Origin of the sequence: Lentzea guizhouensis, from assembly GCF_001701025.1 — a bacterium.
Classification (GTDB): Bacteria; Actinomycetota; Actinomycetes; order Mycobacteriales; family Pseudonocardiaceae; genus Lentzea; species Lentzea guizhouensis.
On sequence record NZ_CP016793.1, the window covers coordinates 5,134,691 to 5,158,841 of the forward strand.

General features: G+C 70.1%; 31 protein-coding genes, 2 pseudogenes and 1 riboswitch. Of the genes and pseudogenes, 25 read left to right on the top strand and 8 right to left on the bottom strand.

Features of this window, described 5'->3' with window-relative positions:
* Positions 1–28: 28 nt before the first annotated feature.
* The 8 genes from BBK82_RS56100 to BBK82_RS25395 all read left to right on the top strand — a co-directional run bounded on the left by BBK82_RS56100 (position 29) and on the right by BBK82_RS25395 (position 6,087).
* A complete protein-coding gene (locus BBK82_RS56100) occupies positions 29–1,375 on the top strand; it encodes a tetratricopeptide repeat protein (protein ID WP_065917250.1) in 1,347 nt (448 codons plus the stop codon).
* Positions 1,324–1,473, top strand: a complete 150-nt coding sequence (locus BBK82_RS54285) for a response regulator transcription factor (RefSeq protein WP_269466105.1) — start codon at positions 1,324–1,326, stop codon at positions 1,471–1,473. Before BBK82_RS56100 ends, BBK82_RS54285 begins: the two co-directional genes overlap by 52 nt.
* A gap of 76 nt (positions 1,474–1,549) precedes the next feature.
* Complete coding sequence (locus BBK82_RS25370; protein ID WP_065917251.1) at positions 1,550–1,981, top strand: hypothetical protein; 432 nt, start codon at positions 1,550–1,552, stop codon at positions 1,979–1,981.
* Between the two features lie 83 nt (positions 1,982–2,064).
* On the top strand, positions 2,065–2,367 hold the full coding sequence (locus BBK82_RS25375; RefSeq protein WP_065917252.1) for a hypothetical protein: 303 nt from the start codon (positions 2,065–2,067) through the stop codon (positions 2,365–2,367).
* Positions 2,368–2,403: 36 nt separating this feature from the next.
* Positions 2,404–3,057, top strand: coding sequence for a DUF4383 domain-containing protein (locus BBK82_RS25380; protein WP_065917253.1), 654 nt, complete (start codon positions 2,404–2,406; stop codon positions 3,055–3,057).
* A gap of 106 nt (positions 3,058–3,163) precedes the next feature.
* The gene (locus BBK82_RS25385; protein WP_065917254.1) at positions 3,164–3,847 is read left to right on the top strand and encodes a M50 family metallopeptidase; all 684 of its coding nucleotides are present in this window, start codon (positions 3,164–3,166) and stop codon (positions 3,845–3,847) included.
* Positions 3,848–3,973: 126 nt separating this feature from the next.
* The gene (gene argS / locus BBK82_RS25390; RefSeq protein ID WP_065917255.1) at positions 3,974–5,707 is read left to right on the top strand and encodes an arginine--tRNA ligase; all 1,734 of its coding nucleotides are present in this window, start codon (positions 3,974–3,976) and stop codon (positions 5,705–5,707) included.
* A gap of 83 nt (positions 5,708–5,790) precedes the next feature.
* Positions 5,791–6,087 carry a WhiB family transcriptional regulator gene (locus tag BBK82_RS25395; RefSeq protein ID WP_065917256.1) on the top strand — a complete coding sequence of 99 codons (297 nt, stop codon included), beginning with the start codon at positions 5,791–5,793 and terminating at the stop codon, positions 6,085–6,087.
* 21 nt (positions 6,088–6,108) lie between these two features.
* Here BBK82_RS25395 and BBK82_RS25400 read toward each other — a convergent pair whose 3' ends face one another.
* Positions 6,109–6,888, bottom strand: coding sequence for a SigB/SigF/SigG family RNA polymerase sigma factor (locus BBK82_RS25400; protein WP_065917257.1), 780 nt, complete (start codon positions 6,886–6,888; stop codon positions 6,109–6,111).
* A 77-nt stretch (positions 6,889–6,965) separates the two neighbouring features.
* Entirely contained in the window at positions 6,966–7,334 is a 369-nt protein-coding gene (locus tag BBK82_RS25405) for an ATP-binding protein (RefSeq protein ID WP_065921337.1), read from the bottom strand.
* A gap of 180 nt (positions 7,335–7,514) precedes the next feature.
* On the opposite strand from BBK82_RS25405, the gene BBK82_RS25410 reads away from it, so the two are divergent.
* Complete coding sequence (locus BBK82_RS25410) at positions 7,515–8,192, top strand: ATP-binding protein (protein ID WP_065917258.1); 678 nt, start codon at positions 7,515–7,517, stop codon at positions 8,190–8,192.
* Here the strand turns inward: BBK82_RS25410 and BBK82_RS54290 are convergent.
* Together BBK82_RS54290 and BBK82_RS54295 are read right to left on the bottom strand one after the other, a co-directional pair.
* On the bottom strand, positions 8,185–8,535 hold the full coding sequence (locus BBK82_RS54290; protein WP_237047574.1) for an STAS domain-containing protein: 351 nt from the start codon (positions 8,533–8,535) through the stop codon (positions 8,185–8,187). The genes BBK82_RS25410 and BBK82_RS54290 overlap by 8 nt on opposite strands.
* Before the next feature lie 145 nt (positions 8,536–8,680).
* Entirely contained in the window at positions 8,681–9,076 is a 396-nt protein-coding gene (locus BBK82_RS54295; protein WP_065917259.1) for an ANTAR domain-containing protein, read from the bottom strand.
* 521 nt (positions 9,077–9,597) lie between these two features.
* Between BBK82_RS54295 and BBK82_RS25425 the strand changes: the two genes are divergently transcribed.
* The 10 genes from BBK82_RS25425 (at position 9,598) to BBK82_RS25470 (ending at position 19,151) form a co-directional block, all read left to right on the top strand.
* Entirely contained in the window at positions 9,598–9,801 is a 204-nt protein-coding gene (locus tag BBK82_RS25425; protein WP_065917260.1) for a hypothetical protein, read from the top strand.
* 129 nt (positions 9,802–9,930) lie between these two features.
* Positions 9,931–10,512, top strand: a complete 582-nt coding sequence (locus BBK82_RS25430; protein WP_065917261.1) for a CDP-alcohol phosphatidyltransferase family protein — start codon at positions 9,931–9,933, stop codon at positions 10,510–10,512.
* Between the two features lie 42 nt (positions 10,513–10,554).
* The gene (gcvH, locus tag BBK82_RS25435) at positions 10,555–10,938 is read left to right on the top strand and encodes a glycine cleavage system protein GcvH (RefSeq protein ID WP_065917262.1); all 384 of its coding nucleotides are present in this window, start codon (positions 10,555–10,557) and stop codon (positions 10,936–10,938) included.
* A 113-nt stretch (positions 10,939–11,051) separates the two neighbouring features.
* Entirely contained in the window at positions 11,052–11,510 is a 459-nt protein-coding gene (gene garA, locus BBK82_RS25440; protein WP_030476302.1) for a glycogen accumulation regulator GarA, read from the top strand.
* A 37-nt stretch (positions 11,511–11,547) separates the two neighbouring features.
* Positions 11,548–12,105 (top strand): MerR family transcriptional regulator, encoded by a 558-nt coding sequence (locus BBK82_RS25445; RefSeq protein ID WP_065917263.1) that lies wholly within the window; start codon positions 11,548–11,550, stop codon positions 12,103–12,105.
* A 124-nt stretch (positions 12,106–12,229) separates the two neighbouring features.
* Positions 12,230–12,703: a bifunctional nuclease family protein gene (locus BBK82_RS25450; protein ID WP_030468959.1), complete on the top strand. Its 474-nt coding sequence runs from the start codon at positions 12,230–12,232 to the stop codon at positions 12,701–12,703.
* A 326-nt stretch (positions 12,704–13,029) separates the two neighbouring features.
* On the top strand, positions 13,030–13,596 hold the full coding sequence (locus BBK82_RS25455) for a MerR family transcriptional regulator (RefSeq protein WP_065917264.1): 567 nt from the start codon (positions 13,030–13,032) through the stop codon (positions 13,594–13,596).
* A gap of 86 nt (positions 13,597–13,682) precedes the next feature.
* Positions 13,683–14,630, top strand: a complete 948-nt coding sequence (locus tag BBK82_RS25460; protein ID WP_154697484.1) for a hypothetical protein — start codon at positions 13,683–13,685, stop codon at positions 14,628–14,630.
* Positions 14,631–14,693: 63 nt separating this feature from the next.
* A riboswitch (glycine riboswitch) is annotated at positions 14,694–14,790 on the top strand.
* Between the two features lie 158 nt (positions 14,791–14,948).
* A complete protein-coding gene (gene gcvP, locus BBK82_RS25465) occupies positions 14,949–17,840 on the top strand; it encodes an aminomethyl-transferring glycine dehydrogenase (RefSeq protein ID WP_065917266.1) in 2,892 nt (963 codons plus the stop codon).
* A gap of 90 nt (positions 17,841–17,930) precedes the next feature.
* Positions 17,931–19,151 (top strand): glycosyltransferase, encoded by a 1,221-nt coding sequence (locus tag BBK82_RS25470; RefSeq protein WP_083268141.1) that lies wholly within the window; start codon positions 17,931–17,933, stop codon positions 19,149–19,151.
* Here BBK82_RS25470 and BBK82_RS25475 read toward each other — a convergent pair.
* Both BBK82_RS25475 and BBK82_RS25480 read right to left on the bottom strand, forming a co-directional pair.
* Positions 19,138–19,948 (bottom strand): annotated as a pseudogene (locus tag BBK82_RS25475) (aldo/keto reductase). The gene BBK82_RS25470 and the pseudogene BBK82_RS25475 sit on opposite strands and share 14 nt — an antisense overlap.
* Complete coding sequence (locus tag BBK82_RS25480) at positions 19,936–20,907, bottom strand: helix-turn-helix transcriptional regulator (protein WP_065917267.1); 972 nt, start codon at positions 20,905–20,907, stop codon at positions 19,936–19,938. The pseudogene BBK82_RS25475 and the gene BBK82_RS25480 overlap by 13 nt, the downstream one beginning before the upstream one ends.
* Before the next feature lie 50 nt (positions 20,908–20,957).
* On the opposite strand from BBK82_RS25480, the gene BBK82_RS25485 reads away from it, so the two are divergent.
* The 4 genes from BBK82_RS25485 to BBK82_RS50505 are packed head-to-tail and all read left to right on the top strand — an operon-like array spanning position 20,958 to position 22,802.
* Positions 20,958–21,335, top strand: a complete 378-nt coding sequence (locus BBK82_RS25485) for a DUF3224 domain-containing protein (protein ID WP_154697485.1) — start codon at positions 20,958–20,960, stop codon at positions 21,333–21,335.
* 2 nt (positions 21,336–21,337) lie between these two features.
* Positions 21,338–21,997, top strand: a complete 660-nt coding sequence (locus tag BBK82_RS25490) for a maleylpyruvate isomerase family mycothiol-dependent enzyme (RefSeq protein ID WP_065917269.1) — start codon at positions 21,338–21,340, stop codon at positions 21,995–21,997.
* Entirely contained in the window at positions 21,990–22,607 is a 618-nt protein-coding gene (locus BBK82_RS25495) for a class I SAM-dependent methyltransferase (RefSeq protein ID WP_065917270.1), read from the top strand. Before BBK82_RS25490 ends, BBK82_RS25495 begins: the two co-directional genes overlap by 8 nt.
* A 12-nt stretch (positions 22,608–22,619) precedes the next feature.
* Positions 22,620–22,802, top strand: a complete 183-nt coding sequence (locus BBK82_RS50505) for a hypothetical protein (RefSeq protein ID WP_154697486.1) — start codon at positions 22,620–22,622, stop codon at positions 22,800–22,802.
* Here the strand turns inward: BBK82_RS50505 and BBK82_RS25500 are convergent.
* Positions 22,791–23,357: a TetR/AcrR family transcriptional regulator gene (locus BBK82_RS25500; protein ID WP_065917271.1), complete on the bottom strand. Its 567-nt coding sequence runs from the start codon at positions 23,355–23,357 to the stop codon at positions 22,791–22,793. The genes BBK82_RS50505 and BBK82_RS25500 overlap by 12 nt on opposite strands.
* Before the next feature lie 25 nt (positions 23,358–23,382).
* Entirely contained in the window at positions 23,383–23,547 is a 165-nt protein-coding gene (locus tag BBK82_RS51725) for a hypothetical protein (protein WP_170067836.1), read from the bottom strand.
* Between BBK82_RS51725 and BBK82_RS54300 the strand changes: the two are divergent.
* Positions 23,512–23,634 (top strand): annotated as a pseudogene (locus BBK82_RS54300) (SDR family NAD(P)-dependent oxidoreductase); the annotation flags it as partial. The gene BBK82_RS51725 and the pseudogene BBK82_RS54300 sit on opposite strands and share 36 nt — an antisense overlap.
* A 100-nt stretch (positions 23,635–23,734) precedes the next feature.
* Complete coding sequence (locus BBK82_RS54305; RefSeq protein WP_237048521.1) at positions 23,735–24,007, top strand: Rossmann-fold NAD(P)-binding domain-containing protein; 273 nt, start codon at positions 23,735–23,737, stop codon at positions 24,005–24,007.
* Positions 24,008–24,151 lie beyond the last annotated feature (144 nt).

Below are 24,151 nucleotides of genomic sequence, written 5' to 3' on the forward strand. Positions count from 1 at the left end.
GGGCATGGAGGACGAAGGGGATGCGCTCGTGCGCGCTCGAGCGCTGCGGTCCGCCGGAAAACCGGAGGAGGCGGCGGCCGAGCTGCGCAAGGCACTCGCGACCTCGAACGACCGGTGCGAGCTGCTGTACCTGTTGTGGGACTGCCAGTTCGTGCTGGGCGACCGGGCGGCCGCACACGAGACCCTGCTGGAGGCCAAGGCGTTGGCCGACGGCGTGGCGGCACACCGGATCGCCGTCGCCGAGGCCAGCTGGCTGATGTCGCAGGGGGAGTACGCGGCCGCCGTCGAGATGATCGCGGCGGTGACGACGCCTGACGAGTCCGTGCGCGCGTACGGCTTGAGCGTGCGCGGGGTGTGTGAGGCGTTCCTGGGCGACATGGACAAAGGCGTTGCGACACTGGAGGAAGCGCGCGCGTCGGCTCATCGCAGCGGCGACATGCGTGAGTACACCAGGGCCGTGGGCAACCTGACGTTCGTGCTCGGTAGTTCGGGACACCACGAACGCAGCGCGCGCATCGGTGCGGAAGCGCTCAAACGGCTTGCCGTGCAGGGATTCCCGTCGACGTACAGCGCGCCGATCCGGTACAACCTCGCCACCAGCCTGCTCGCGCTGGGCAGGTGGCCGGAGCTCGACGTGCTGGAGGTGCCGGACACCATCCCCGGCAACAAGGCCGCGCGCATCCTGCTCTGCCAGGCGGAGGCGCGGGCGTTGCGCGGGCTGGACCCGGACGACCTGGTCGAGGCGGCCGCGAAGGCCATCGACGGGCAGGACGCGTTGTTCGCCGCCCAGAGCGCGTACACCAGGGCCGTTGCGGCACGGGCGAAAGGCCGGCACCGGGCGGCGGTGGAGCTGTGCCGCGAGACGGTGCTGGACCCGCCGGCGGCGTTGACCGGCGGCGAGGTGCTGCGGCTGATCGCCGAGGGCCTGGGGGCGGTGCACGACCTGCAGGCGGCGGGTGGCCGGGTCACCAAGCTCGACGACCCGAGGCGGTGGAGCAGGGCTGCTCGCGCGGCTGCCGGTGCCGCGCGGGCCGGAGGACGAGGTGGCGCCGGGTGGCCCTCGCCGAGGCGGGGCTGGACGACTGGGCCGCCGTGGCCGCCGACTGGGACCGGCAGCGGATGCCGTACCAGGCGGCCTACGCCAGGACCCGGTGCGGTGAGCCGGAAGCGTTGCGCCGGGCACACGTCGTGGCCGAGCGGTTGCGCGCCGTGCCGTTGCGGAAGAGGATCGACCGGGCCGCTCGCCGGCAGCGCATCCCGTTGCTGCACGGGGACGAACCCCAGCTCGGCACGCTCACCCCGCGCGAGCGCGAGGTCCTGGAGATGCTCGGCTGGGGCCGCACCAACCGCGAGATCGCCGCCGAGCTGGTGCTGAGCGTGCGCACCGTCGGCCTGCACGTGTCGCACGTGCTGGCCAAGCTCGGCGCGGGCAACCGGTCGGAGGCCGCGCGCATCGCCCGCGACCAAACCTAGGTATTGCGACTGATGTGCTGAGGTGTGCTTCTGCGTTCTCCTTGTGGGGCAAGAAACTCGACCCGAGGAGAACCTGATGAACCTGAAGCGCGCCGCAGCCGTGTTGTCCCTTGCCGGTGGGATCGCCGCCGTCACCGCGGGAACGTCGCACGCCCAGGTCGCCATGGCAGGCGGCTGTGAGCTGCGCGTCACCGAGGTGCGCGCGCTCGACCTGCAGGAGACGCCGACCGACGAGATCTACCTCGTGGTCGGCGACGAGAGAACCGGCGTGCGCACCTTCACCGAAGGCCAGACGAGAGAGGCCACCGAGTTCGGAACCTCCGACCAGATCACGGAGTTCATCGGGCCCGGTGGCACGGTCCTGGTGTCCGTCGTCGAGGACGACCCCACCGCCGACACCAGGATCGGGGCCTTCTCCGTGCCCTGCCGTGCCGCCGCCACGCAGCGCGACGTCGCGGGCGCCGGTGCGTTCTACCGGGTCTCGTACGTCGTGACCCAGTTGCCGTAACAGATCTTCCGTTGTAACTGATCTTCCGGGCGCCGAGCGGTGGGCGCGGCGTCCGGAGCCCACCTTGTGAGGAGACCGCCGCCATGAACCCGACCGATCCGCCTACCGACACCGAGCTGTGGGCCGTCCTGCACGTCGACGAGTTCCAGTTCCGTCTGGTGAAACCCTGGAACTTGGACACGTTGCCCGCTGCGTTGCGCAATGCGGCCGCTCGTGGCACACAGATCGAGGTCCGCGCTTATACCGACCTCAACGCCGAAGTCACCGTTCTGATCAACCCGTCTCGCGCGCGCGTGGTCCACGTCGCCAAGCGCAACGTCGTGGTGCCGCGCACCGGCATGCCCGACGTCTCCGTGCACGGTTTGACCGAGGCGATGGCGGGGTAGTTCTCCGGCGACCAAGTACGGAGCCTGGAGGGCGTCATGACCCACCGCGTCACTGTCAAGGTCGCCGGTCTGCAACCGGTGCAGGTGCTGGCAGGGCTGGCCGGCATCGCGTTCATCGTGTTCGGCGTCGTGGGCTTCACCCGCACCGGCATCGGCGACTGGACCACACACTCGTTCGTGCTCGGGTTCTCGGTGAACGCGCTGCACAACCTGGTGCACGTGGTCGTCGGAGCGCTCGGTCTGGTGATGGCTCTCGGTTCGGGCCTCGCCCGGCTGTACGGATGGCTGCTCTTCGCCGGTTACGGCGCGCTGTTCGTGTGGGGCCTGATGATCACCGGCATCGTGGCCCAGAACCCGGTGTCCGAGGCCGGCAACCCGTTGGCGCTCAACACGAACGACAACTGGCTGCACCTCGGCCTCGCCCTGTTCGGCCTGCTGCTCGCGGTCATGCCCGCGCGCCGCAAGCTGATCGAGGAGGAGCCGGACCTGCCCGAGCCGCGTGAGGCGCACGACGACCGTGCGCACGACGACGTGCGTCACGACCACGTCGGTGACGACCGCCGGATCGAGCAGGTGGACCCGGCCGTCACCCCGCGCGCACAGGAGCCCATCACGAAGGAGCAGGCCGTGGTGGACCCGAAGACCGACCGCGTGGACCGCGACAAGATCAGCGATCGGATCAAGCACTAGCTTCACGCCCATCCGGACGGTCAGACCCCCACGTATCCCCGTCCGGAGCAGATGCGCCGTGAGAGCCCACATGCGGCTCTCACGGCGCATCTGTTTCCATGTCGCGATGCTCTCGGACGAACTGCTCACGCACGAGGTCCTGATCACGTGGGGCACCGCGCTGGCCGCCTTCCTGGCCGTGGCCCTGTCCGCGGTCTGGCGCCTGACCCGCAACGTCATCACCATCGCCCACGAGGGCGGCCACGCCCTGCTGGCCGTCTTGACGGGCCGTCGCCTCAGCGGCATCAAGCTGCACTCCGACACCAGCGGCCTCACCGTCTCCCGCGGCAAACCCCGCGGCCCCGGCATGGTCCTCACCGCACTGGCCGGCTACACCGCCCCGTCCCTGCTCGGCTTCGGCGCGGCCCTGCTCATCACGAACGACCAGATCCGCCTGATGCTCTGGATCACCATCGCCTTCCTGGCGGCGATGCTCGTCATGATCCGCAACGTGTTCGGCGTGCTGTCCATCATCGTGACGGGCGGCGCCTTCTTCTTCATCTCCTTCTACGCCTCGCCCGAGGTCCGCGACGCCGCCGCCTACGTCTTCGCCTGGTTCCTGCTGCTCGGCGGGGTGCGGCCGGTGTGGGAGCTGCAGGTCAAGCGGTGGCGGCGGCAGGCGCCCAGGTCGGACGCGGACCAGCTGGCGTGGCTCACTGGAGTGCCGGCGCTGGGCTGGGTGACGCTGTTCGGGCTGGTGAGCGTGGCGGCGCTGATCGGGGGAGGGGCGCTGCTGCTGGGCCGCTGGTGAGGCGGGCCGCAGCCCGTCCGCCACTCGTCCCGGCTGGAACACCCGTTCGATCCCAACCGCAGTTCCCAACTGATTTGTGACTGGTGAAATACTGGGCACCAAAGCCGCGGTCGAAAGGTGGTTTCAGTGCTGCGTGGGGATGTCGGGCTCGAGCTGGGCCAGAGGGTCGCGCTGGCGTTGCGCGCTGCTCTGGACGTGGACATCACCGCCGAGGAAGCGCTGATCCGACCGTCCAACCGCGACGGTGCCGACTACCAGTGCAACGTGGCCATGAGCCTCGCCAAGAAGGTCGGCCGCAACCCCCGCGAGGTCGCCCAGCTGATCGTCGAGCACCTCGACGCGGCCGATGCCGTGGAGACGCCCGAGATCGCCGGGCCCGGCTTCATCAACCTCAGGCTGACGCAGGCCTTCCTCGAACAGCAGACGAACAACCTCCGCCACGACGAGCGGCTCGGCGTGCCCACGACGCAGGAGCCGCGTCGGATCGCCATCGACTACAGCAGCCCGAACGTCGCCAAGGAGATGCACGTCGGCCACGTGCGGGCCACGGTCATCGGTGACGCGTTGTCGCGGTTGCTGGCGTTCGCCGGGCACGAGGTCATCCCGCACAACCACCTCGGTGACTGGGGCACGCCGTTCGGCATGCTCATCGAGCACCTCACCGACCTCGGGCACGGGGACGACTTCCGGATCAGCGACCTCAACGGCTTCTACCAGGCCGCGCGGGCCAAGTTCGACAGCGACCCCGCGTTCGCCGACCGGTCGCGGCGCCGGGTCGTGCTGCTGCAGGGTGGCGACGAGGCGACGCTGGCGCTGTGGCGGGAGCTGGTCGCGGAGTCGCAGCGGCACTTCGACCACATCTACGACGTGCTGGGCATCCAGCTCACCGCCGAGGACACCTACGGCGAGAGCTTCTACAACCCGTTCCTCGCCGACACGATCACCGAGCTGCAGCAGAAGGGGCTCGTCGAGGAGTCCGACGGCGCGCTGTGCGTGTTCCCGCCCGGCTTCAAGGGCAGGGAGGGCGACCGGCAGCCGTTGATCGTGCGCAAGAGCGACGGCGGCTACGGGTACGCGACCACCGACTTCGCGACCGTGCGGTACTGGGTGCGGGAGCGCAAGGTCGACGAGCTGATCTACGTGGTCGGCGCGCCGCAGACGCTGCACTTCCAGATGATCTTCGCGACGTCGAAGCAGGCCGGTTGGCTGGACGACGCGCACACGGCGGTGCACACGCCGTTCGGCACCATCCTCGGTGAGGACGGCAAGACGATCAGGACTCGCGCGGGCGGCACGATCAAGCTCGTCGACCTGCTCACCGAGGCCGTGGAGCACGCCGAGAAGGCGATCCCGGAGACGTCCCAGGTGGAGGGTGAGGAACGCGCGGAGCTCGCCCGCGTCCTCGGCATCGGCGCGGTGAAGTACGCCGACCTGCACAACGACCGCGAGAAGGACTACGTCTTCTCGTGGGACAAGATGCTGGCCAAGACCGGCGACACGTCCGTGTACGTCCAGTACGCCAACGCGCGCACGCACTCCATCGCGCTCAAGGTCGGCCGCACGGCGCCAAACGACGCCGCGATCACTCTGCACGAGAAGGCCGAACGCGACCTGGCGCTCAAGCTGCTGCAGCTGCCGGCGGCGGTCCAGGCGGCCATCGACGACCTGGCCCCGCACAAGCTGACCGCCTACCTGTTCGACACCGCCACGGCGCTCTCGACGTTCTACGAGAACTGCCCGGTCAGGAACGCGGAGACGCAGGAGTTGCAGGACTCACGGCTGCATTTGCTGAACCTGACGAGCAGGGTGCTGACCCTCGGGCTCGGCCTGCTGGGAATTGGCGCACCCGAGCGGCTCTAACACCGGCTGAACAGGTTTATCACCGGTCACCCCGAGGTACGCAGTGATCGCAACTTCTCCACCCCAGCTTTCAGGGAGTCGCGATGACCTGCACCACCCGTTTGCCCAAGCCGGTCACCGACGTGTGGGACTGGCAGATGGACGGTCTGTGCCGCGGGCAGAACAGCGCCATCTTCTTCCACCCGGACAACGAACGCGGCTACGCCAGGGCTGCGCGCGAGGAGAAGGCCAAGGAGATCTGCGCGCAGTGCCCCGTGCTCGCGCAGTGCCGCAGCCACGCGCTCGACTCGCAGGAGCCCTACGGCGTGTGGGGCGGCATGGGTGAGGACGAACGGCGCCAGATCATCGCGGCGGCGAGGCGCCGTGTCCGCGCGGCCTGAAACCGCGCGGACACCCGCTGACTACTCCTCCAAGACATCGCGCAACTGACGCAACGTCTTCGCGAGCAACCGCGAGACGTGCATCTGCGAGATGCCGACCTTCTGAGCGATCTGGGTCTGCGTCATGTTGCCGAAGAACCGCATGATCACGATCTTGCGCTCACGTTCCGGCAGCTTCTGCAGCAGCGGGTGCAACGCCTCCCGCTGCTCGATCATCGCGATCTCCGGGTCCTCTTCGCCGATCGTGTTCCCGAGGGAGATCGACGAGTCGTCCGACATCAGCATGTCGTCCAAAGACGCGCTCTGGTAAGCGTTTCCGGCCGCGAGTCCCTCGTGGACCTCGTCACGCGACAGGCCGAGGTGCTCGGCCAGCTCGGACGGGGTCGGCGCGCGGCCGAGCGACTGCGACAGCCGCGAGGTGCCCGCATTGATCGCGAGGTGCAGCTCCTTGAGCCGCCTCGGCATCCGCACCGACCAGGACGAGTCGCGGAAGTACTTCCGCACCTCACCCATGATCGTCGGCACCGCGAACGACAGGAAGTCGCTGCCGCGGTCGGGGTCGAACCGGTCGACCGCGTTGATCAGACCCACCGTGGCGACCTGGACCAGGTCCTCGTGCGGCTCACCGCGGTGGCCGAACCGGCGCGCGATGTGCTGGGCGACCGGGAGGTGCTCGGTGACCAGCCGGTCCCGCAGCGTCTCCCGAGCCGGACCCGCCGGGGTCACCGCGAGCTCGGCGAACAGCGGCGCCAGGTGGTCGTAGTCACCGCCCTTGGAGCTCTTCGCGACCTCTTCCGGCACTACCTGCGCTTCCGGCACTACCTGCGCTTCTGGCGCTTCCGGCGTCTCCGTCGCGGTGGCAGCCTTTTCCGACCCGGTCACTCATCCACCGCCCCTGCCGAGGACTTCACGAGGTCGATGTGGACCACGAACCCCTCCGTCTCGGCGACGGAGGTCTCCACCGAGTCCACCAGCGCGGTCAGCACCCGCCAGCCGAAGCTGCCCTCGTCCGGTCCCGCGGCCGCCTTCGCCGTGACCTTGGCGCTGACCCGCACCGCACCCGCGGCGTCCACCGCGAAGTGAGCGCTCAGCACCGCGTCGTCGGCGGCGAGCGTGATCAACGTGGAGCACGTCTCGTCGACCGCGAGCTTGAGGTCCTCGATCGAGTCGAGGTCGAAGTCCTGCCGCATCGCGATGTCCGCCGCGACGGCTCGCGCGATGGAGAGCTGCGTCGGGTCCGCTGCCATGCGCAGTTCCACCCCTGACAATTGCGTCACACCCACCTCGTAGTCCGTTCTGCTGTGTAGGCCGGCATGTCGGTGCCGTACCCGAATGGATCTCATTTCACACCTTGTACTGCACGTGTAGTAGTCGCCTACCCAGGGAAGTCACCTGCTGGAAGCAAGAGATCAATGGGGAGGAGCGTCGTGCTGGTGCAGAAAGACTTCCTGGCCCTCCGTTTCCCCGCGGACGCACACGAAGTGGGGCCCGTGCGACGCCACCTGCGTGAGTGGTTGCAGGGCAGCGGGTTCACCGAGGACGAGTCCGACGACCTGGTGCTCGCGGTCAGCGAGGCGGTCAACAACTCGGTCGAGCACGCCTACCCGGGACCCGCGCGCGGCACCGTCGAGGTGCGGGCGCAGGTCGGCCGCGACGGCGGCGTGGTCGTGGACGTCGTCGACCACGGCCAGTGGCGCGTACCGCCGCCGGCGCTCACCACTCGTGGCCGTGGTCTTCTGCTCATGAGGGAAAGCGTGGACGACGTGGAGATCCGCCGCTCGGCGAACGGCACGACCGTGCGTCTGCACAGGTCCCGTTCCCCGGTCTCGACGGCGGCGGACACCGCACCGGACTGCCAGGTGCATGCCTACGAGACCTCCTCCGGCGTGGTGGCGGTCATCCGCGGTGACGCGCCCGCCTCGGCGGGTCCGTCGTTGCGGCGTTCGCTGATCACCGCGGCGCGAGGAGGTGCCGTGCCGCTGACCGTCGACCTGCGCGGGCTCGGCGTTCGCCGGGAAGGCGTCGCGCACGCGCTCGCGGAGGTCGCGTCGGCTCTGGCGGCGGCGGGCAACCGTCTCACCGTCGTGCCGGAGGGGCTCAGCTGAGCGCGGCGTCCACCGAGTCGTGCACGCTGAACACCTCGCCCAGCCCGGTGGCCTCCAGCGGACGCGTCACAGCGCGCTTGGTCGCGACGACCTTCAGGGACGCGTTGTGCTGCGGGGCGAGCCGGGCGGCCTCGACGAGCACGGCGAGCCCCGCCGATCCCAGGAACGTCACGCCGGTCATGTCGACCACGAACGTCCCACCGTCGGAGAGGCCGTTCACCAGGGCTTCGCGCAACGTCGGGGCGGACACCATGTCCACCTCGCCGGACACGGCGAGCACCGTGACGCCGGCGGCCGGTTGCCGGGCCGACAGCTCAATGGTCTGCGGGTCCTGCACAGTCACCGATCTTCTCCCTACTCGCACCACAGGGACCGCCACAGCAGCGGTCCCCACACGCGGCTGCTGGCTCAACCGCTGCGCCCTCACCGTACGGGAGAGGTCGCTCGACAGGACAGGTCGCCGCAGCGGTACCCCTGCCCGGCGCCGCTCAAACCTGCAAAGCCGCCCAAAGTCTGCGCGCGGTGTCGTAGGCGATCTCCGGGGGTGCGGTGACCTCGTCGCCGACCTCCTCCAGATCACCGCCGACCACCATGACCAGCGCTGTCGCCACATCGCGCAGCTTCACGTTCGCGTGCTGGCTCGCCCGCACGAGCAGCTCGAACGCCTCACCCGGCTTGCTCTGCCGTGCGCCCATCAGCAACCCCTTGGCCTGCTCGATGTAGCGCCGGTGCTGCACCATCCGCACCATCTGGTCGGCGCGCAGCACCTCGCCGGAGCAGAACTCGACCACCGCGGCCGCCGTGGCGAGCAACGGCTCCGTCTCCTCGATCACACTGAGGTCCGCGGCGCGCGGCTCGTGGTCGAGGTAGACCGTCAGCACCACCGCCGTCGCCCCAGCTGCCCGGCACCGCGACGACGTGGCAGCCGCCCAGCTCGGCGGTCACCTGCCGTTCGTCGCGCGAGGCGTCGACCAGCGGTCCCCGCTGCCCGTCCAGCTGCGCCTGGTCCAGCTCCTCCGCGACGCCGACGGCCTTCAGCACGGCACCGTCCGGCCACAGCGTCATGCCCACCCCGAGGCAGCCGGTCAGCTGCGCGCAGAGGTGGTCCATCAGCCGGGCGATGAGCTCCGGTCCGAATTTCACCTGGTCCACGCGGCCACGTTAGGCCGAGCCGATCGAACTGACGAGCCGTGTGGTCATCGGCGCACGACGAACGGTTGCGCAGGCAACGACTTGGGGACCCGCCGCGCTTCGGGCCCGAACAGCTCAGCGCGGCGTTCGGCCCAGTCATCGCTTCGGGTCCGTCCGAACCACGTGTTCTGAACCACAGTCCGCCAGAATCCGTTCATCGGGATAACGCCGGAGCCCCGGTGGACGACATCCCGGATGTCACGGAGGGACTGAGATGAGAACCGCCATGGAAACCCAGCCGCAGCAGGCCGCAGAGCTGCCGACCTCACCGTGCAGCGTGGTGTGGAGCCGGGGTCACGCGTACGTGCTCGAGGGTTTCCGCGCCCGCTGGGTGGGTCGTGACGACCGCGGCCGCCCCTGCTCGCTCACCGGCGCCGAGATGGAACGCCGCGGCTGGACGCTCACGAAGTCGGCCTGAGCCCGTCGCCCCACCGGCCTTCTCCGCACCACGAGGACCGACCGTCCGCGCAGCACCCGCAACCAGTCGCACCGCGTGCCGTGACGCCATCCGGCAGCCCCTGCGCAGTCACTCGTTTAGAGTGCGGGTGTGCGTGACCCGGCTGATCGCCTGCTGACGATTCCGAACCTGCTCAGCGTGTTGCGGCTGGCCGGCGTTCCGCTCTTCCTGTACCTGTTGCTCGGACCCCAGGCCGACGGCTGGGCGCTGCTGGTCCTGGTCTTCGCCGGTCTGTCCGACTGGCTCGACGGCAAGCTCGCCCGCTGGCTCAACCAGATGAGCCGGCTGGGCGCGCTGCTGGACCCGGCCGCCGACCGCCTCTACGTGTTCTGCACGCTGCTCGCGTTCGTGGTCAGGGACATCGTGCCGCTCTGGATCGCCCTCGTGCTCGTGGCACGGGAGGTCGTCGTCGGCATCTGCCTGCTGGTCCTGCGACAGCGCGGCTGGGGCCCGTTCGAGGTCACCTACCTGGGCAAGGCCGCTACCTTCAACCTGCTGTACGCGTTCCCCCTGCTGCTGCTCGCGCAGGGCGACTCGGCCTGGGCGCAGATCGCCCAGCCGTTCGCCTACGCGTTCATCGCCTGGGGTGGAGCGCTCTACCTGTGGTCGGCGCTGCTGTACGTCTACCAGTTCTTCTCGGCCCTGAGGGTCACTCCCGACAGGGCCGCGTGAAAAGATCACCCCATACAGGTTCAGCACGAGGAGCGCAGTCAGTTGATTCCCGAGGAGCTTCGCTACACCGAGGAGCACGAGTGGGTCGCCAGCACAGGTGAGAACACCGTGCGCGTCGGCATCACCGACTACGCCCAGGAACAGCTCGGTGACGTGGTCTTCGTCCAGCTGCCCGAGGTGGGCCACACGGTCTCGGCCGGCGACACGTTCGGCGAGGTCGAGTCGACCAAGAGCGTGTCCGACCTCTACTCGCCGCTCGACGGCGAGGTCGTCGGCATCAACGAGGCCCTGGTCCAGTCCCCGGAGTCCATCAACTCCGACCCGTACGGCGAGGGCTGGATGGTCGAGCTCCGCGTGAGCGACCCCGAGGCGGTCGAGGGGCTCTTGGACGCCGACGGGTACAAGGCGTTGGTGGAGAAGGAGTGACGTCGATCTTTCGCCGGCTGTTCGGCCGGAAGGGGAGCCGCTCCTCGGGGGGCGACCCGAACGCGATAGGTTTTACCGGAAGTGACGGATCCAGCAGCAGGAGGAGAGCTCAGGTGAGCACGAACGACGGCCCAGGCGTTCCGCCGGAGCAGTCCCCGGAGCGGACCTCCGTCTTCCGGGCGGACTTCCTCCAGGAGATGGAGGGCGGCGCCGAGGCACCCGCGCAGGAGCCGGCCGTTGCCGGTGTCGACGCACTTCCCGCCGGTTCCGCGCTGCTCGTGGTGAAGCGCGGCCCCAACGCCGGTTCGCGGTTCCTGCTGGACCGCGACACGACGAGCGCGGGGCGCCACCCCGACAGCGACATCTTCCTCGACGACGTGACGGTCTCGCGCCGCCACGCCGAGTTCCGCAGGGAGAGCGGCGAGTTCGTCGTCATCGACGTGGGCAGCCTCAACGGCACCTACGTCAACCGCGAGCCGGTCGACCAGGCCGTCCTCGCGAACGGCGACGAGGTGCAGATCGGCAAGTTCCGCCTGGTCTTCCTGACGGGTCCTGGCTCAGCGGGAGCCTGATCGCGTGCCGGCCGGGCGGCCCTCCACCCGTGGGGTCATGAACATCGGGGCGGTGCTCGAACAGCTCCGCCCCGAGTTCCCGGAGGTGACCATCTCCAAGATCCGCTTCCTGGAAGCGGAGGGGTTGGTCCGCCCGGCGCGCACCGCCTCCGGCTACCGCCAGTTCGACCAGGCGGACGTCGAGAGGCTGCGGTTCGTGCTGTCCGCACAACGCGACAGGTACCTGCCGCTCAAGGTGATCCGCGACCAGCTGGACGCGGCACCGCGGGACTCCTGCGGGGTGTCCCGCTCCGAAGTGCTGGCCCAGACCGGAATCAGCCCCGACCAGCTGTCCCAGCTGGAACGCGACGGTCTGCTGTGCCCCGGTCCCGGCGGTGTGTTCACCGCCGAGGACGTCACCGCGCTCCGCACGATCCGGACGATGACCGGGCTCGGCGTCGAGCGCGAGCACCTGCGCGCGGTCCGCGCCGCGGCCGACCACGAGGTGGTCGTGCTCAAGTCCTTCTCAGATCCCGAGACGGTCCGGGAATTGGCCGGCCTCTTCGCCTCGTTGCACATGTCGTTGGTGAGAGCGGGTCTGCGGCAATCGTCTTGATCACGTTCTGCCCGCAACGATTGAGCACACGGCCCGCTTGGCGGGTAGCGTCGAACGCATACGCCGGGGGATGCTCGGAGACGTTCCGGGTACTCCCCAACGAGTCAGAGGGAGGCGAGACCCGATGAGCGAGATGCGCGTCGTGGGCGTCCGGGTGGAGCTGCCCCAGAACCAGCCGATCCTCCTGCTGCGTGAAACCGAGGGTGAGCGGTACCTGCCGATCTGGATCGGCTCGGTCGAGGCCACCGCGATCGCGCTGGAGCAGCAGGGCGTCCGTCCGGCCCGTCCGCTCACCCACGACCTGCTCAAGGACGTCATCGGGGCGCTGGGCCGCAACCTGGAGCAGGTGCGGATCACCGACCTGCAGGAGGGCACGTTCTTCGCCGAGCTCGTGTTCGACGGCGACGTGCGGGTGTCCGCCCGCCCGTCGGACTCGGTGGCGCTGGCGTTGCGCGTGGGAGTGCCGATCCACGCCGAGGAGTCGGTGCTGGCCGAGGCCGGCCTGATCATCCCGGACGAGCAGGAGGACGAGGTCGAGAAGTTCCGCGAGTTCCTCGACTCGGTCTCGCCGGAGGACTTCCGCGGAGCGGACACGTAGACACTGCGCGGACACCCGAGTTTGTGGTGAGCGTCGCTTTCCGTCTCGTTTGGACCCGGTGAACACCGTCCGGATGTCCCTCGATCGGGCTACTTTCTGCACACCTTGGCCGCTAAACAATCACTAAACGTCACCTGAACGTCCTAGTTCGGGTGACGGGCTGACCCTCCACCTCAGGTTGAGGGCAGACACTCCCCGCGCGTCGCGTTGACCTGCCCTCGGACCGGTCTTACCGTCGAACTCGAGTGGACGTCGCCGGTCTGCGCGAGTGGACCAGGCGGCTTGACGGCCCCGACTTTCGTGGCCGTTGGCGAGGGGAGGCAGGCGTGGTCGAGGAAGCGCCCTTGCGGGCCGAATCCGGGCAGCAGGGTGAGCTGTTCCCGGACTCCTCGCTGCCGGACGAACTCGTCGGCTACCGGGGACCCGCGGCGTGTCAGATCGCCGGGATCACCTACCGGCAGCTCGACTACTGGGCCAGGACCGGGCTGGTCGCACCGACGGTGCGGATGGCGCACGGTTCGGGGAGCCAGCGGCTCTACTCCTTCAAGGACATCCTCGTCCTGAAGGTCGTGAAGCGGCTGCTGGACACCGGGGTCTCGCTGCAGAACATCAGGGTCGCCGTGGACCACCTGCGCCGGCGCGGCGTGCAGGACCTGGCGCGCATCACGTTGTTCTCCGACGGCACGACCGTCTACGAGTGCACGTCGCCGGAGGAGGTCGTCGACCTGCTGCAGGGCGGCCAGGGCGTGTTCGGCATCGCGGTGAGCGGCGCGATGCGGGAGATCAGCGGGACGATCCACGAGTTCCCGGCCGAACGTGCGGACGGTGTCGAGATCGCCCCGATGACCGAGGACGAGCTGGCCCGGCGCCGGCGCGAACGCGCGACCGGCTGACCGGCGGCGCAGGACTGGCCAACCGGCCCGGTCGCGTGGCCGGTTGGCAGAAGCGTCGCGGGGGCGTGGTTCCCCAGGATTGACGCATGACCACTCCCACTCCTTCCGTCCAGGTCGTGAAGGTGCTGTCCGCCGCGGTGAAGCGGGCGGTCCGGCTGGAGTTCGGCCGGCTCGGCACCGAGAACCTGGTGATCGCGCTCATCGACACGACCGGTCCCGGCCGCAAGCTCGGGGTGAGGTCGATGGCGGCCCAGGCGATGGCCCGCGGCACCGAGCACTGGGCCGGTGACGACGGTGGTGCCGCCGAGTCCCACCCGGACGTCACGGCGTTGGTCCGCACCGCCTGCCACCACGCCCGCGTCGAGACGGCGCCGCCGGTCAGCCGTGCGCTGGACGAGTGCCTGCGGGCCGCGCTCGCCGAGGCGGGTGTCGGTGTGCTCACCACGACCCACTTGTGCGTGGCGCTGCTGTCGCTCGGCCACGGACGGGTCGCCGACCTGTTCACCGTGCGTCGGGTGGACGTAGGGGAGGTGCTCGCGCAGGTGCGTGCGGCGGCCGAACCCGAGGAGGCGCCCGCCGTGCGGATGTTGCGCAAGAGCGGTGCGCTGGAGGGTGACTCCGGTGGTGGCTACGTGCGTCTGCTGCTCCGGTTCGTCGTGCGCGGGCAGGGACTGGGCGGCCCGGTGCTGCCCATCGTCCGCGGCGAGGCCGACCGGCTCGCGGTGGCGGCCGGACGGCAGGACGCGACCGCCGCGACCTCGTGGCGGTGCTCACGCTGGACGACCAGCTGGCCTCCTCCGGGCGGCGGCTGCGCCGGGACTGGAGTCGGGTGGTGCGCGTTGCGGCGGCGGTGTGGACCCGGCGGCCCTGGTACCGGCGGCCGTTCCCGGTGGGGTGGAGCGCGCGGTGGAGGCGGCGAAGCTGGTGGCCGCCCGGCGCGGGGACGAGGTCGTGGGCACGAGGCACCTGCTCGTGGCGTTGCGCGACGACCCCTTCGACCCGCTTTCCGGGGCTTTGAGCGGTCTCGGTGCTGAGATGTAGGTCGCGTCCCCGGCGACTGGGCGGGCTGCCTGCGGGTATCCTTCTCGGGTAGTCGCTGATCTCAGGCGGGAGAGACCGGGCCATCGAGTCCGGCGCCGAAGGAGCAAGTTCCTCCCCGGGAACCTCTCAGGCACCCTGGACCGCGTGAGCGAGACGCCTCTGGAAAGTGGATCGCCAGTATTTCTGGGGATCCCGCCGACGGTGAAAGCCCATCCTCGTGGTGGGTGAACCTCTCAGGCGCCCGATGCCGGGTACGGACAGAGCGGGGAGGGCACCAGGACACGTGTGCCCGCAGCCCCCGGAGGCGTTAGATGACGCAGGACCGCATTCCGCTCGCCGCTCTCGAGCACGGCACCCCGTTCGCCGACCGGCACGTCGGTCCGCGTCCCGCCGAGCTCGCGCGGATCCTCGACGTCATCGGTGTCGGGTCGCTGGAGGAGCTGGCGCAGCGCGCGGTGCCGTCGTCCATCCACGAGCGCGACCTGGTGCTGGACCTGCCGGCGCCCGCGACCGAGACCGAGGCGCTGGCCGAGCTGCGCGCGCTCGCGGCGCAGAACCGGCCGATGACCCAGATGATCGGCCTGGGCTACTACGACACCGTGACGCCGGGCGTGATCCTGCGCAACGTCCTGGAGTCACCCGCCTGGTACACCGCCTACACGCCGTACCAGCCGGAGATCTCGCAGGGCCGCCTGGAGGCGTTGCTGAACTTCCAGACGATGGTCGGCGACCTGACCGGCCTGCCGGTCGCGAACGCGTCCATGCTGGACGAGTCGACCGCCGCCGCCGAGGCCATGACCCTGGTGCGCCGCGCGGGCAAGTCCAAGTCGGACAAGTTCGTCGTGGACTCCGACACGCTGCCGCAGACGCTGGCCGTGATCGAGACGCGCGCCGAGCCGCTGGGCATCGAGATCGTCGTCGCCGACCTGTCGCAGGGCATCGAGGGCCTGGGCCTGGGCGGTGACTTCTTCGGCGTGCTGCTGTCGTACCCCGGTGCGTCCGGTGTGGTGCGCGACCAGGCCGCGCTGGTGGAGGAGATCCACGCCGCCGGCGCGCAGGCCGTGGTCGTCGCCGACCTGCTGTCGCTGACGCTGCTGCGCCCGCCCGGTGAGATCGGTGCGGACGTGGTCGTCGGCACCACCCAGCGCTTCGGCGTGCCGATCGGCTTCGGCGGCCCGCACGCGGGGTACATGGCCGTGCGTTCCGGTCTGGAGCGCCAGCTGCCCGGCCGCCTCGTGGGCGTCTCGGTCGACGCCGACGGTTCGCTGGCCTACCGCCTCGCGCTGCAGACCCGCGAGCAGCACATCCGCCGCGAGAAGGCGACCTCGAACATCTGCACCGCCCAGGTGCTGCTGGCCGTGATCGCCTCGATGTACGCCGTCTACCACGGTCCCGAGGGCCTGCGCGCGATCGCGACCCGCGTGCACCGGCTGGCCACCGTGCTGGCGACGGGCCTGTGCGAGGCCGGTCTGGACGTCGTGCACGGCGAGTTCTTCGACACCGTCCAGGTGCGCGTCGAGGGTCAGGCCGCCGCGGTCGTCGAGAAGGCGCGGGCGGCGGGCATCAACCTGCGCCTCGTCGACGCCGACGTCGTCGCAATCGCTTGCGACGAGAAGACCACGCGTGCGCACGTCGTCGCGGTGTGGGAGGCGTTCGGCGTGACCGGGTCCGATGTGGACGCGATCGACGCCGACACCGCCGACGGCATCCCGGCCGACCTGCGCCGCACCTCGGACTACCTGACGCACCCGGTCTTCCACGCGCACCGCTCGGAGACCGCGCTGCTGCGCTACCTGCGCGCGTTGTCCGACAAGGACGTCGCGCTCGACCGCAGCATGATCCCGCTCGGCTCCTGCACGATGAAGCTGAACGCGACCGCGGAGATGGAGTCCATCACCTGGCCGGAGTTCTCGACGCTGCACCCGTTCGCGCCGGTCTCCGACGCCGCGGGGCTGCTGAAGATCGTGTCCGACCTGGAGGCCTGGCTGGCCGAGGTGACCGGCTACGACGCCGTGTCGCTGCAGCCGAACGCCGGCTCGCAGGGTGAGTTCGCCGGCCTGCTCGCCATCCGCGCCTACCACCGCGCCAACGGCAACACCGACCGCGACGTCTGCCTGATCCCGTCGTCCGCCCACGGCACCAACGCCGCGTCCGCCGTCATGGCCGGCATGCGCGTGGTCGTCGTGAAGTGCGACGACAAGGGCAACATCGACATGGGCCACCTGCGTTCCACGGTCGCGGAACACGCTCAGGACCTCGCCGCGATCATGATCACCTACCCGTCGACCCACGGCGTGTACGAGGACACCGTCCGCGAGGTCTGCGGCCTGGTCCACGACGCGGGCGGCCAGGTGTACGTCGACGGCGCGAACCTCAACGCGTTGATCGGCCTGGCCCGTTACGGCAAGTTCGGCTCGGACGTCTCGCACCTGAACCTGCACAAGACGTTCTGCATCCCGCACGGTGGCGGCGGCCCCGGCGTCGGCCCGATCGGCGTGAAGTCCCACCTCGCCCCGTTCCTGCCGAACCACCCGCTGCAGCCCACCGCGGGCCCCGCGACGGGTGTCGGCCCGATCAGCGCCGCCCCGTGGGGTTCCGCATCGATCCTGCCGATCTCGTGGGCCTACGTCCGCATGATGGGCGGCGACGGCCTGCGCCGCGCGACCCTGACCGCCGTGGCCGCCGCGAACTACGTGGCCCGTCGCCTGGACGAGCACTACCCGGTCCTCTACACCGGCGAGGGCGGGTTCGTGGCCCACGAGTGCATCCTCGACCTGCGCCCGATCACCAAGGCCACCGGCGTGACGGTGGACGACGTCGCCAAGCGTCTCGCCGACTACGGCCTGCACGCCCCGACCATGTCGTTCCCGGTCGCCGGCACCCTGATGGTCGAGCCCACCGAGTCCGAGGACCTGGCCGAGATCGACAGGTTCATCGACGCCATGATCGCCATCAAGGCCGAGATCGACCGCGTCGGCTCCGGCGAGTGGCCCGTCGAGGACAACCCGCTGCGCAACGCCCCGCACACCGCGGCCAGCGTGACCGTCGGCGAGTGGAACCACCCGTACACCCGCGAGGAGGCCGTCTACCCGGCCGGCACCGCGGCACCGAAGATCTGGCCGCCGGTCCGCCGCATCGACGGCGCGAAGGGCGACCGCAACCTGGTCTGCTCCTGCCCGCCGCTCGAGGCGTACAGCAGCTGATCCCGGCTCGTCGGAAGGGGCGCGCTCACCTCGGTGGGCGCGCCCCTTCCGCTTGTGGAACCTGAGGTTCTCACCGGACGTTGCCCCTTCATGGGGACCGCACGGATCTTGGTGGCCTCGCTGCCCTTCGCCGGCCACGTCGGCGTGATGGCCGCGGTGTCGAACGAACTGGTCCGGCGTGGACACGACGTCGTGGCCTACACCGGTGCCAAGTACCACCACCGGTTCGTCGGCGCGCGGTGGCTCCCGTGGACCGACGCGCCGGACTTCGACGACGCCGCCCTCGCCCGGACCTTCCCGCGGGTCGGCAACCTCAAGGGCATGCGCTCCAACCTGGCCAACTTCGCCGACGTCCTCGTCGGCACCGCACCCGGCCAGGTGCGGGACGTCCTGCGCGAGGACTTCGACCTCGTCGTCACCGAGCACCTGGCGTTCGGCGCGGGCATGGCGGCCGAGCTGCGCGGTGTGCCGTGGGCGACCGTCTCGCTGACCCCGCTGACGTTGCCCAGCCGGGACCTGCCACCGTTCGGGCTGCCGCTCATGCCCGCCGCCACCGGCCTGGAACGCCTGCGGGACAGGGTGCTGCGACCGGTCGTCGAGTCCGTGGCACCACGGGCGACCGACCCGCTGTTCGACCGGGCGCGCAAGCAGGTCGGCCTGGATCCGCGGCGCCGGGCGTTCGAAGCGTCCTACTCGAAGGACCTCCTCCTCGCCCAGGCGGTCCCCGGCCTGGAGTACGTGCGAAGCGACCTGCCGGCACACGTGCACTTCGTCGGCCGGCTGATCGACCCGCCGAAGCCGATGGCGCTCCCGGACTGGTGGCCCGACCTCGACGGCAGGACGGTCGTGCACGTGACCCAGGGGACGCTGGAGACCGGCGCGGACGACCTGGTCAGACCGGCGATCGAGGCGTTGGCGGACCTCGACGTGCTGGTGGTCGCCACGGGGCCGGGCCTCGCCGGCGTGCCCGGCAACGTGCGCACGGCACCGTTCATCCCGCACGACCTGCTGCTGCCGCGGACCGACCTGATGATCACCAACGGCGGCTGGGGCGGGGTGCTGGCCGCGGTCGAGGCCGGGGTGCCGATCGTGGTCGTGCCGGGGTCGCTGGACAAGCCGGAGGTCGCGCGGCGCGTGGCCTGGTCGGGCGTCGGGGTGCGCACGCGACCGGTGCACCTGAGGAAGGCCGTCGAAGAGGTGCTGGGTGAGCCGCGCTACCGGGAACGCGCCCGCGAGCTCGGTAGCGGGATCAAGGCTGCCGGTGGCGCGGCCAGGGCGGCGGATCTGGTCGAGGCGCTTATGCGACGTTGAACCGGTCGGGGTCCGGGCCGGTGCGGGTGCCGTTGTCGAGCTCGGCGATGACGGTCATGTCGTCCTGGGCCAGCTCGAAGTCGAAGATGTCGATGTTCTCCTTGATCCGGTACGGCGTGACGGACTTGGGGATCACGGCGTTGCCGAGCTGGACGTGCCAGCGCAGCACGATCTGAGCGGGCGTCTTCGCGTACTTCTCGGCCAGGCCGGTGATCTCCGAACGGCCCAGCAGCGCGCCCTGGGCGAGCGGCGACCACGCCTCGGTCACGATGCGGTGGGTGGCGTGGACCTTGCGCATCTCCTCCTGCTGCAGCAACGGGTGCAGCTCGATCTGGTTCACCGCCGGGGTGGTCGGGAACTCGTCGAAGAGGCGCTGCAGGTGCCGTGTGTGGAAGTTCGAGACGCCGATCGCCCTGACCCGGCCGTCGGCGTAGAGCTTCTCCAGCGCGCGCCACGTCTCGGCGTAGCTCCTGCCTCGGGACGGGCCAGTGGATGAGGTAGAGGTCGAGCACGTCGCGGCGCAGCCGGCGCATGCTCTCGTCGAACGCGCGCAGCGTCGAGTCGTAACCCTGGTCGGAGTTCCACAGCTTGGTCGTGACGAACAGGTCCGGCACGCCGGCGATCGCGTCGCCGACACCGGACTCGTTGCGGTAGGCGGCTGCCGTGTCGATGCTGCGGTAGCCGGCCTCGATGGCGGTCGTGACCGCACCGGCCACCTGGTCCTCCGGCACCTGGAAGACGCCGAAGCCGAGTTGGGGGATCCGTACTCCGTTGTTCAACGAGATCAGCGGAACCATGCGGGTAGCTTCGCACCGTTGTAGAGCTCGTGCACCGCCTTGACCGAGGCGATGAGCTCCTGTCTCAGCTCGGCCGGTGCCACGACCTCGACGTCCGCGCCGAATTTGAGCAGGTCGGGCAGCGCGTGCCGGGTCGACTCGGTCGGGAAGCCGAACTCGGCGCCCGGCTGCGGGTCGAGCTCGGCGATCACCCGCGCCTGGTGCCCGCTCAGCAGGTACTGGGTCTTGTCGAGGCCCGCGCGGGTCATCCGGACGGTGACGCGTTCGCCGTACATGCGCGCTTCGAACTCCTCCGACCACCCGGCCCAGAAGGCGGCGAGGTCGAAGTCCGCCGGCCGGTCGAACGTGTCGTCGGTGATCTTCAGCTCCAGCACGCGCGACACCCGGTAGGTGCGCAGGCTGCCGACGAAGTACCAGGTCCCCGCCTTCAGCACCAGACCGAGCGGGTCGACCTCGCGGGTCACGGCCTGGTCGCCCCAGCGCCGGTAGGTCATCCGGACCCGGCGCTGCTCCCACACGGCGTCGGCGATCGTTGCGAGGTGCGCGGTGGGTTCGTCGCCGCGGAACCACGACGGCGTGTCGAGGTGGAAGCGCCGGCGGATCTGCTCGGCCTTCGCGCGCAGCTCGGTCGGCAGCGCGGCGAGGAGCTTGAGCTGGGCCGCGGCCGCGAACTCCTGGAGTCCCAGGTCTTCCGCGGGACCGGGGAGACCGGCGAGGAACAACGACTGCGCCTCGTCGGTGGTCAGGCCCGTGAGCCGGGTGCGGTAGCCGTCGACCAGCTGGTAACCGCCGGCAGGGCCGCGGTCGGCGTAGATCGGGATGCCGGAGGCGCTCAGGGCGTCGATGTCGCGGTAGATGGTGCGGGGCGAGACTTCGAGCTGCGTCGCGAGCTCGTCCGCCGTCATCCGGCCGCGTGACTGCAGCAGCAGGAGCACCTGGATCAGGCGGCTGGACTTCATGCCGTCAAACCTGACACAAACTGTCAGGATCTACCAGCAGAGTGGTGCTCATGAAGGCAACCGGAACCGTTGAAGTGAAGAGCTGGGACGAGAAGACGTGGGACGGCCGTCCGCACGCCGAGGTCGAAGGTCGCAAGCTGACCGAGGCACAGGTGTCGTTCGCCTACACGGGTGATGTCACCGGGGTGTCGTCCTGCCGGTACCTCATGTACTACGGCGACGACGTGGCGTGGACGACCGCGTTGGAGGAGATCGTCGCGGACGGCGGCACGGTCGTTCTGCGGCACGTGGGCGCCTACCGGACGTCGGTCGAGGCCGTGATCGAGATCGTGGACGGCACCGGCGTGTTCGCGGGCGCGAAAGGTGCGGCCACCGTGGACTGGGCGGAGGATGGCCGCGGCACCTACACCCTGGAGTACGAGGTCTGACCATGACCAACGCACCCGTCTACGACGAGACCAAGCGGCGGATCACCGAGCTGGTGAGCGGCAGGGACCCGCAGACGCCCGTCGCGGCGACGCCCGGCTGGTCGGTCAAGGACGTGGTGGCGCACCTGGCCGGCGGTCTGCGCGACTTCGTGGACCGCCGGTTCGACGGCGTCGAGTCCGGGGAGTGGGGCGAACGGCAGGTGCGCGACCGCCGCGACAACTCGCTCGACGACGCCTTCGCCGAGTGGGACGCGAACCGCGAGCTGGCCGGGCCGCTGTTCGACACGCCCACGGGCTCCGTGCTGATCGCCGAGGTGGTGGCGCACGAGCACGACCTCCGCGCGGCACTGGGGGTGCCGGGTGAGCGCGAGTCCGTCGCGGTGCGGTCGGCGTTGACCAGGCCGTTGCAGGAGCTGGACCAGCGGATGCGGCAGAACGCGGTGCCGGCGCTGCGGGTCGTGCTGGAGCACGGTGACCGGGTGCTGGGGCACGGAGACCCGGCTGGGACACTGCGGACGTCGTCGTTCGAGCTGATGCGCGCTGTCGGCGGGCGGCGGTCGGCGGACCAGATCAAGGCGATGGACTGGGAAGGGGACCCGGACACGTGGATCGCGGCGCTGGCGTTGTCCGGACGGCACCGGGCGGAGCCGTTCAGTGAGTGACTGGCTCGCGGACACGCGCGAGTCCTACGACACGGTCGCGGCCAGTTATGCGTCGTACACGCGCGACCTGCTGCCGTCCTTGCCCTACATGCGGGCGGCGCTGGGCCTGTTCGCCGCCGAGGTGCGCGGCGAGGTGGCGGACGTCGGGTGCGGGCCGGGCGTGATCACGGCACATCTCGCCGAGCTGGGCGTGGACGTGTTCGGGATCGACCTGTCGCCGGAGATGATCGCGCTGGCCAGGCGAACGCACCCCGGGCTGCGGTTCGAGGTGGGGTCGATGACGGACCCGCTGCCGGGCCCGCTGGGCGGCGTGCTCGCGTGGTGGTCGTTGATCCACGTGCCGGACTCGTTGGTGCCGTTGGTGTTGCGGCACTTCCACGACGCGTTGCGACCGTCCGGGCTGCTGGCGCTCGGGTTCCACATCGGCGACCGGACGAACCTGAAGACGCAGGGCTACGGCGGCTTGCCGATGCGGGTGAACGTCCACTTGCGACGACCCGAGGCGATGGCCGGGTGGGTGCGCGAGGCGGGGTTCCGGCTCGAGGCGCAGTGGGTGCAGGAGCCGGACGCCGACGTGCCGGCGGGAATCCTGTTCGCCCGGCGCGGGTGAGACGATCTGCGGGTGTCCGATGTGAACGAGTGTCAGCGCTGTGGTGAGCCGGTGGAGCTGGAGCAGGAGGACTACGAGCTGTTCGAGCGGATGCACCCGGACTGCTTCCACTACGCGTTCGAGCACGACCTGAACCAGCCGGGCCTCGCCGTCGACCAGGACTGCGGCGATCCCGCCTGCCCGTCAGGAGCCTGACCGCAGCCCGTCCAGGTAAAAGCCCAGGAACCGGCGCCACCGGTCCGGTTCGGTGTCGATCGACTCCCTGATCACCTGCGACATCGCCCACGTCAGCGTCGCGAGATCGGCCGGCTCGAAGTCCGCCCGCAACCGGCCGGACTCCTTGGCCCGCGCGATGATCCGCTCGGCGTGCCCCATACCGCGCTGACACACCCGCACCGCTTCGGAGGCCGGCACCAGCCGCCGCGCGATCGCGTCGTTGAGCCCGAGGTCCTGCGCCTGCAGCCCGACCGTCCCCTCGACGAAGTCCACGAACCCCTGCCACGGATCCGCCGCCGCCAGCGCCGCCTCACCGATGTCGTCGAGCACCGCCAGCCGGCTGGGGAAGATCGCGTCGATCAAGATCTGCCGACTGGGGAAGTGCGCATAAAGCGTGCCGATGCTGACCTCGGCCCGGCGCGCGATGTGCTCCAGCGCCGCATCCAGCCCCTTCTCCCCGAACACGTCAGCAGCCGCGGCGAGCAACTTGTCGCGGTTGCGCGCGGCGTCGGCGCGCAGGGGCCTGGATGCCATGCGGTCGATTCTACAAACCCCTCCATCATGTCGAGGCCACCCTCAACTTCTGTGGTACCGTCGTGTCATCGAAGTCGAGGCCAGCCTCGACATAACCAGAAAGGCCCAGCTCATGCCCGTTGCAGTAGTCATCGGCGCCGGTCCCGGCCTCGGCATGTCCATCGCGCACCGCTTCGGCCGCGAGGGCCACGACATCGCCCTGATCTCCCGCTCCGCCACCCGCCACCCCGACTACCTGGCCTCGTTGGCCGAGGCGGGCGTCAAAGCCGAGGCCTTCACCGCCGACGTCCGCGACCGCACCCAGCTCCGCTCAGCCCTGACCCAGATCACCGGCGACGTGGAGCTCCTCTACGCGGCGCCTCAGCTCAGTCATCCCCATGCCCGGCCTGGGCGCACTGACACTGAACGCCGCCGTCCTGCGCAACTACGCCCTCACCCTCCACGCAGCCCTGGCCGACAAGGGCATCTACGCGGGCACACTCACCATCGGCGGCCTGATCGAACGCGGCGACATCCACCAGCTGCTCACCGCCAACCCCGAGCAGTTCGGCCAGATCCCAACCCTCAACCCGGACGACATCGCCGAAACGGCCTGGCAGCTCACCGTGTCCCGCAACCGCGCCGAGGAGGTCTTCAACGCCCTGACCTAGCCACACCGCACCTGGTCCGCAGCCAGCCACCACGCTCGCGCTCGCTGCACCTTCCCCGGCCCGCCCGCCTGCTCACCGACCGCTCGGCCGCACATCATCCACAGCCAGGCACCACGCTCGCTGAGTCGTTGCCCGCCTGGCTGC

Bases quoted from the DNA above. Each gene is read 5' to 3' on its own strand.
- BBK82_RS25385 (WP_065917254.1), top strand. From the start codon at position 3,164: ATGCTCTCGGACGAACTGCTCACGCACGAGGTCCTGATCACGTGGGGC.
- BBK82_RS25395 (WP_065917256.1), top strand. From the start codon at position 5,791: ATGACCTGCACCACCCGTTTGCCCAAGCCGGTCACCGACGTGTGGGAC.
- BBK82_RS25490 (WP_065917269.1), top strand. From the start codon at position 21,338: ATGACCAACGCACCCGTCTACGACGAGACCAAGCGGCGGATCACCGAG.
- BBK82_RS25500 (WP_065917271.1), bottom strand. From the start codon at position 23,357: ATGGCATCCAGGCCCCTGCGCGCCGACGCCGCGCGCAACCGCGACAAG.
- BBK82_RS25375 (WP_065917252.1), top strand. From the start codon at position 2,065: ATGAACCCGACCGATCCGCCTACCGACACCGAGCTGTGGGCCGTCCTG.
- BBK82_RS25460 (WP_154697484.1), top strand. From the start codon at position 13,683: ATGACCACTCCCACTCCTTCCGTCCAGGTCGTGAAGGTGCTGTCCGCC.
- gcvP (WP_065917266.1), top strand. From the start codon at position 14,949: ATGACGCAGGACCGCATTCCGCTCGCCGCTCTCGAGCACGGCACCCCG.
- BBK82_RS25450 (WP_030468959.1), top strand. From the start codon at position 12,230: ATGAGCGAGATGCGCGTCGTGGGCGTCCGGGTGGAGCTGCCCCAGAAC.
- BBK82_RS54305 (WP_237048521.1), top strand. From the start codon at position 23,735: ATGCCCGGCCTGGGCGCACTGACACTGAACGCCGCCGTCCTGCGCAAC.
- BBK82_RS25370 (WP_065917251.1), top strand. From the start codon at position 1,550: ATGAACCTGAAGCGCGCCGCAGCCGTGTTGTCCCTTGCCGGTGGGATC.
- BBK82_RS25480 (WP_065917267.1), bottom strand. From the start codon at position 20,907: ATGAAGTCCAGCCGCCTGATCCAGGTGCTCCTGCTGCTGCAGTCACGC.
- BBK82_RS54285 (WP_269466105.1), top strand. From the start codon at position 1,324: ATGCTCGGCTGGGGCCGCACCAACCGCGAGATCGCCGCCGAGCTGGTG.
- BBK82_RS25485 (WP_154697485.1), top strand. From the start codon at position 20,958: ATGAAGGCAACCGGAACCGTTGAAGTGAAGAGCTGGGACGAGAAGACG.
- BBK82_RS25425 (WP_065917260.1), top strand. From the start codon at position 9,598: ATGAGAACCGCCATGGAAACCCAGCCGCAGCAGGCCGCAGAGCTGCCG.
- BBK82_RS25445 (WP_065917263.1), top strand. From the start codon at position 11,548: ATGAACATCGGGGCGGTGCTCGAACAGCTCCGCCCCGAGTTCCCGGAG.
- BBK82_RS25405 (WP_065921337.1), bottom strand. From the start codon at position 7,334: ATGGCAGCGGACCCGACGCAGCTCTCCATCGCGCGAGCCGTCGCGGCG.
- BBK82_RS25380 (WP_065917253.1), top strand. From the start codon at position 2,404: ATGACCCACCGCGTCACTGTCAAGGTCGCCGGTCTGCAACCGGTGCAG.
- BBK82_RS25470 (WP_083268141.1), top strand. From the start codon at position 17,931: ATGGGGACCGCACGGATCTTGGTGGCCTCGCTGCCCTTCGCCGGCCAC.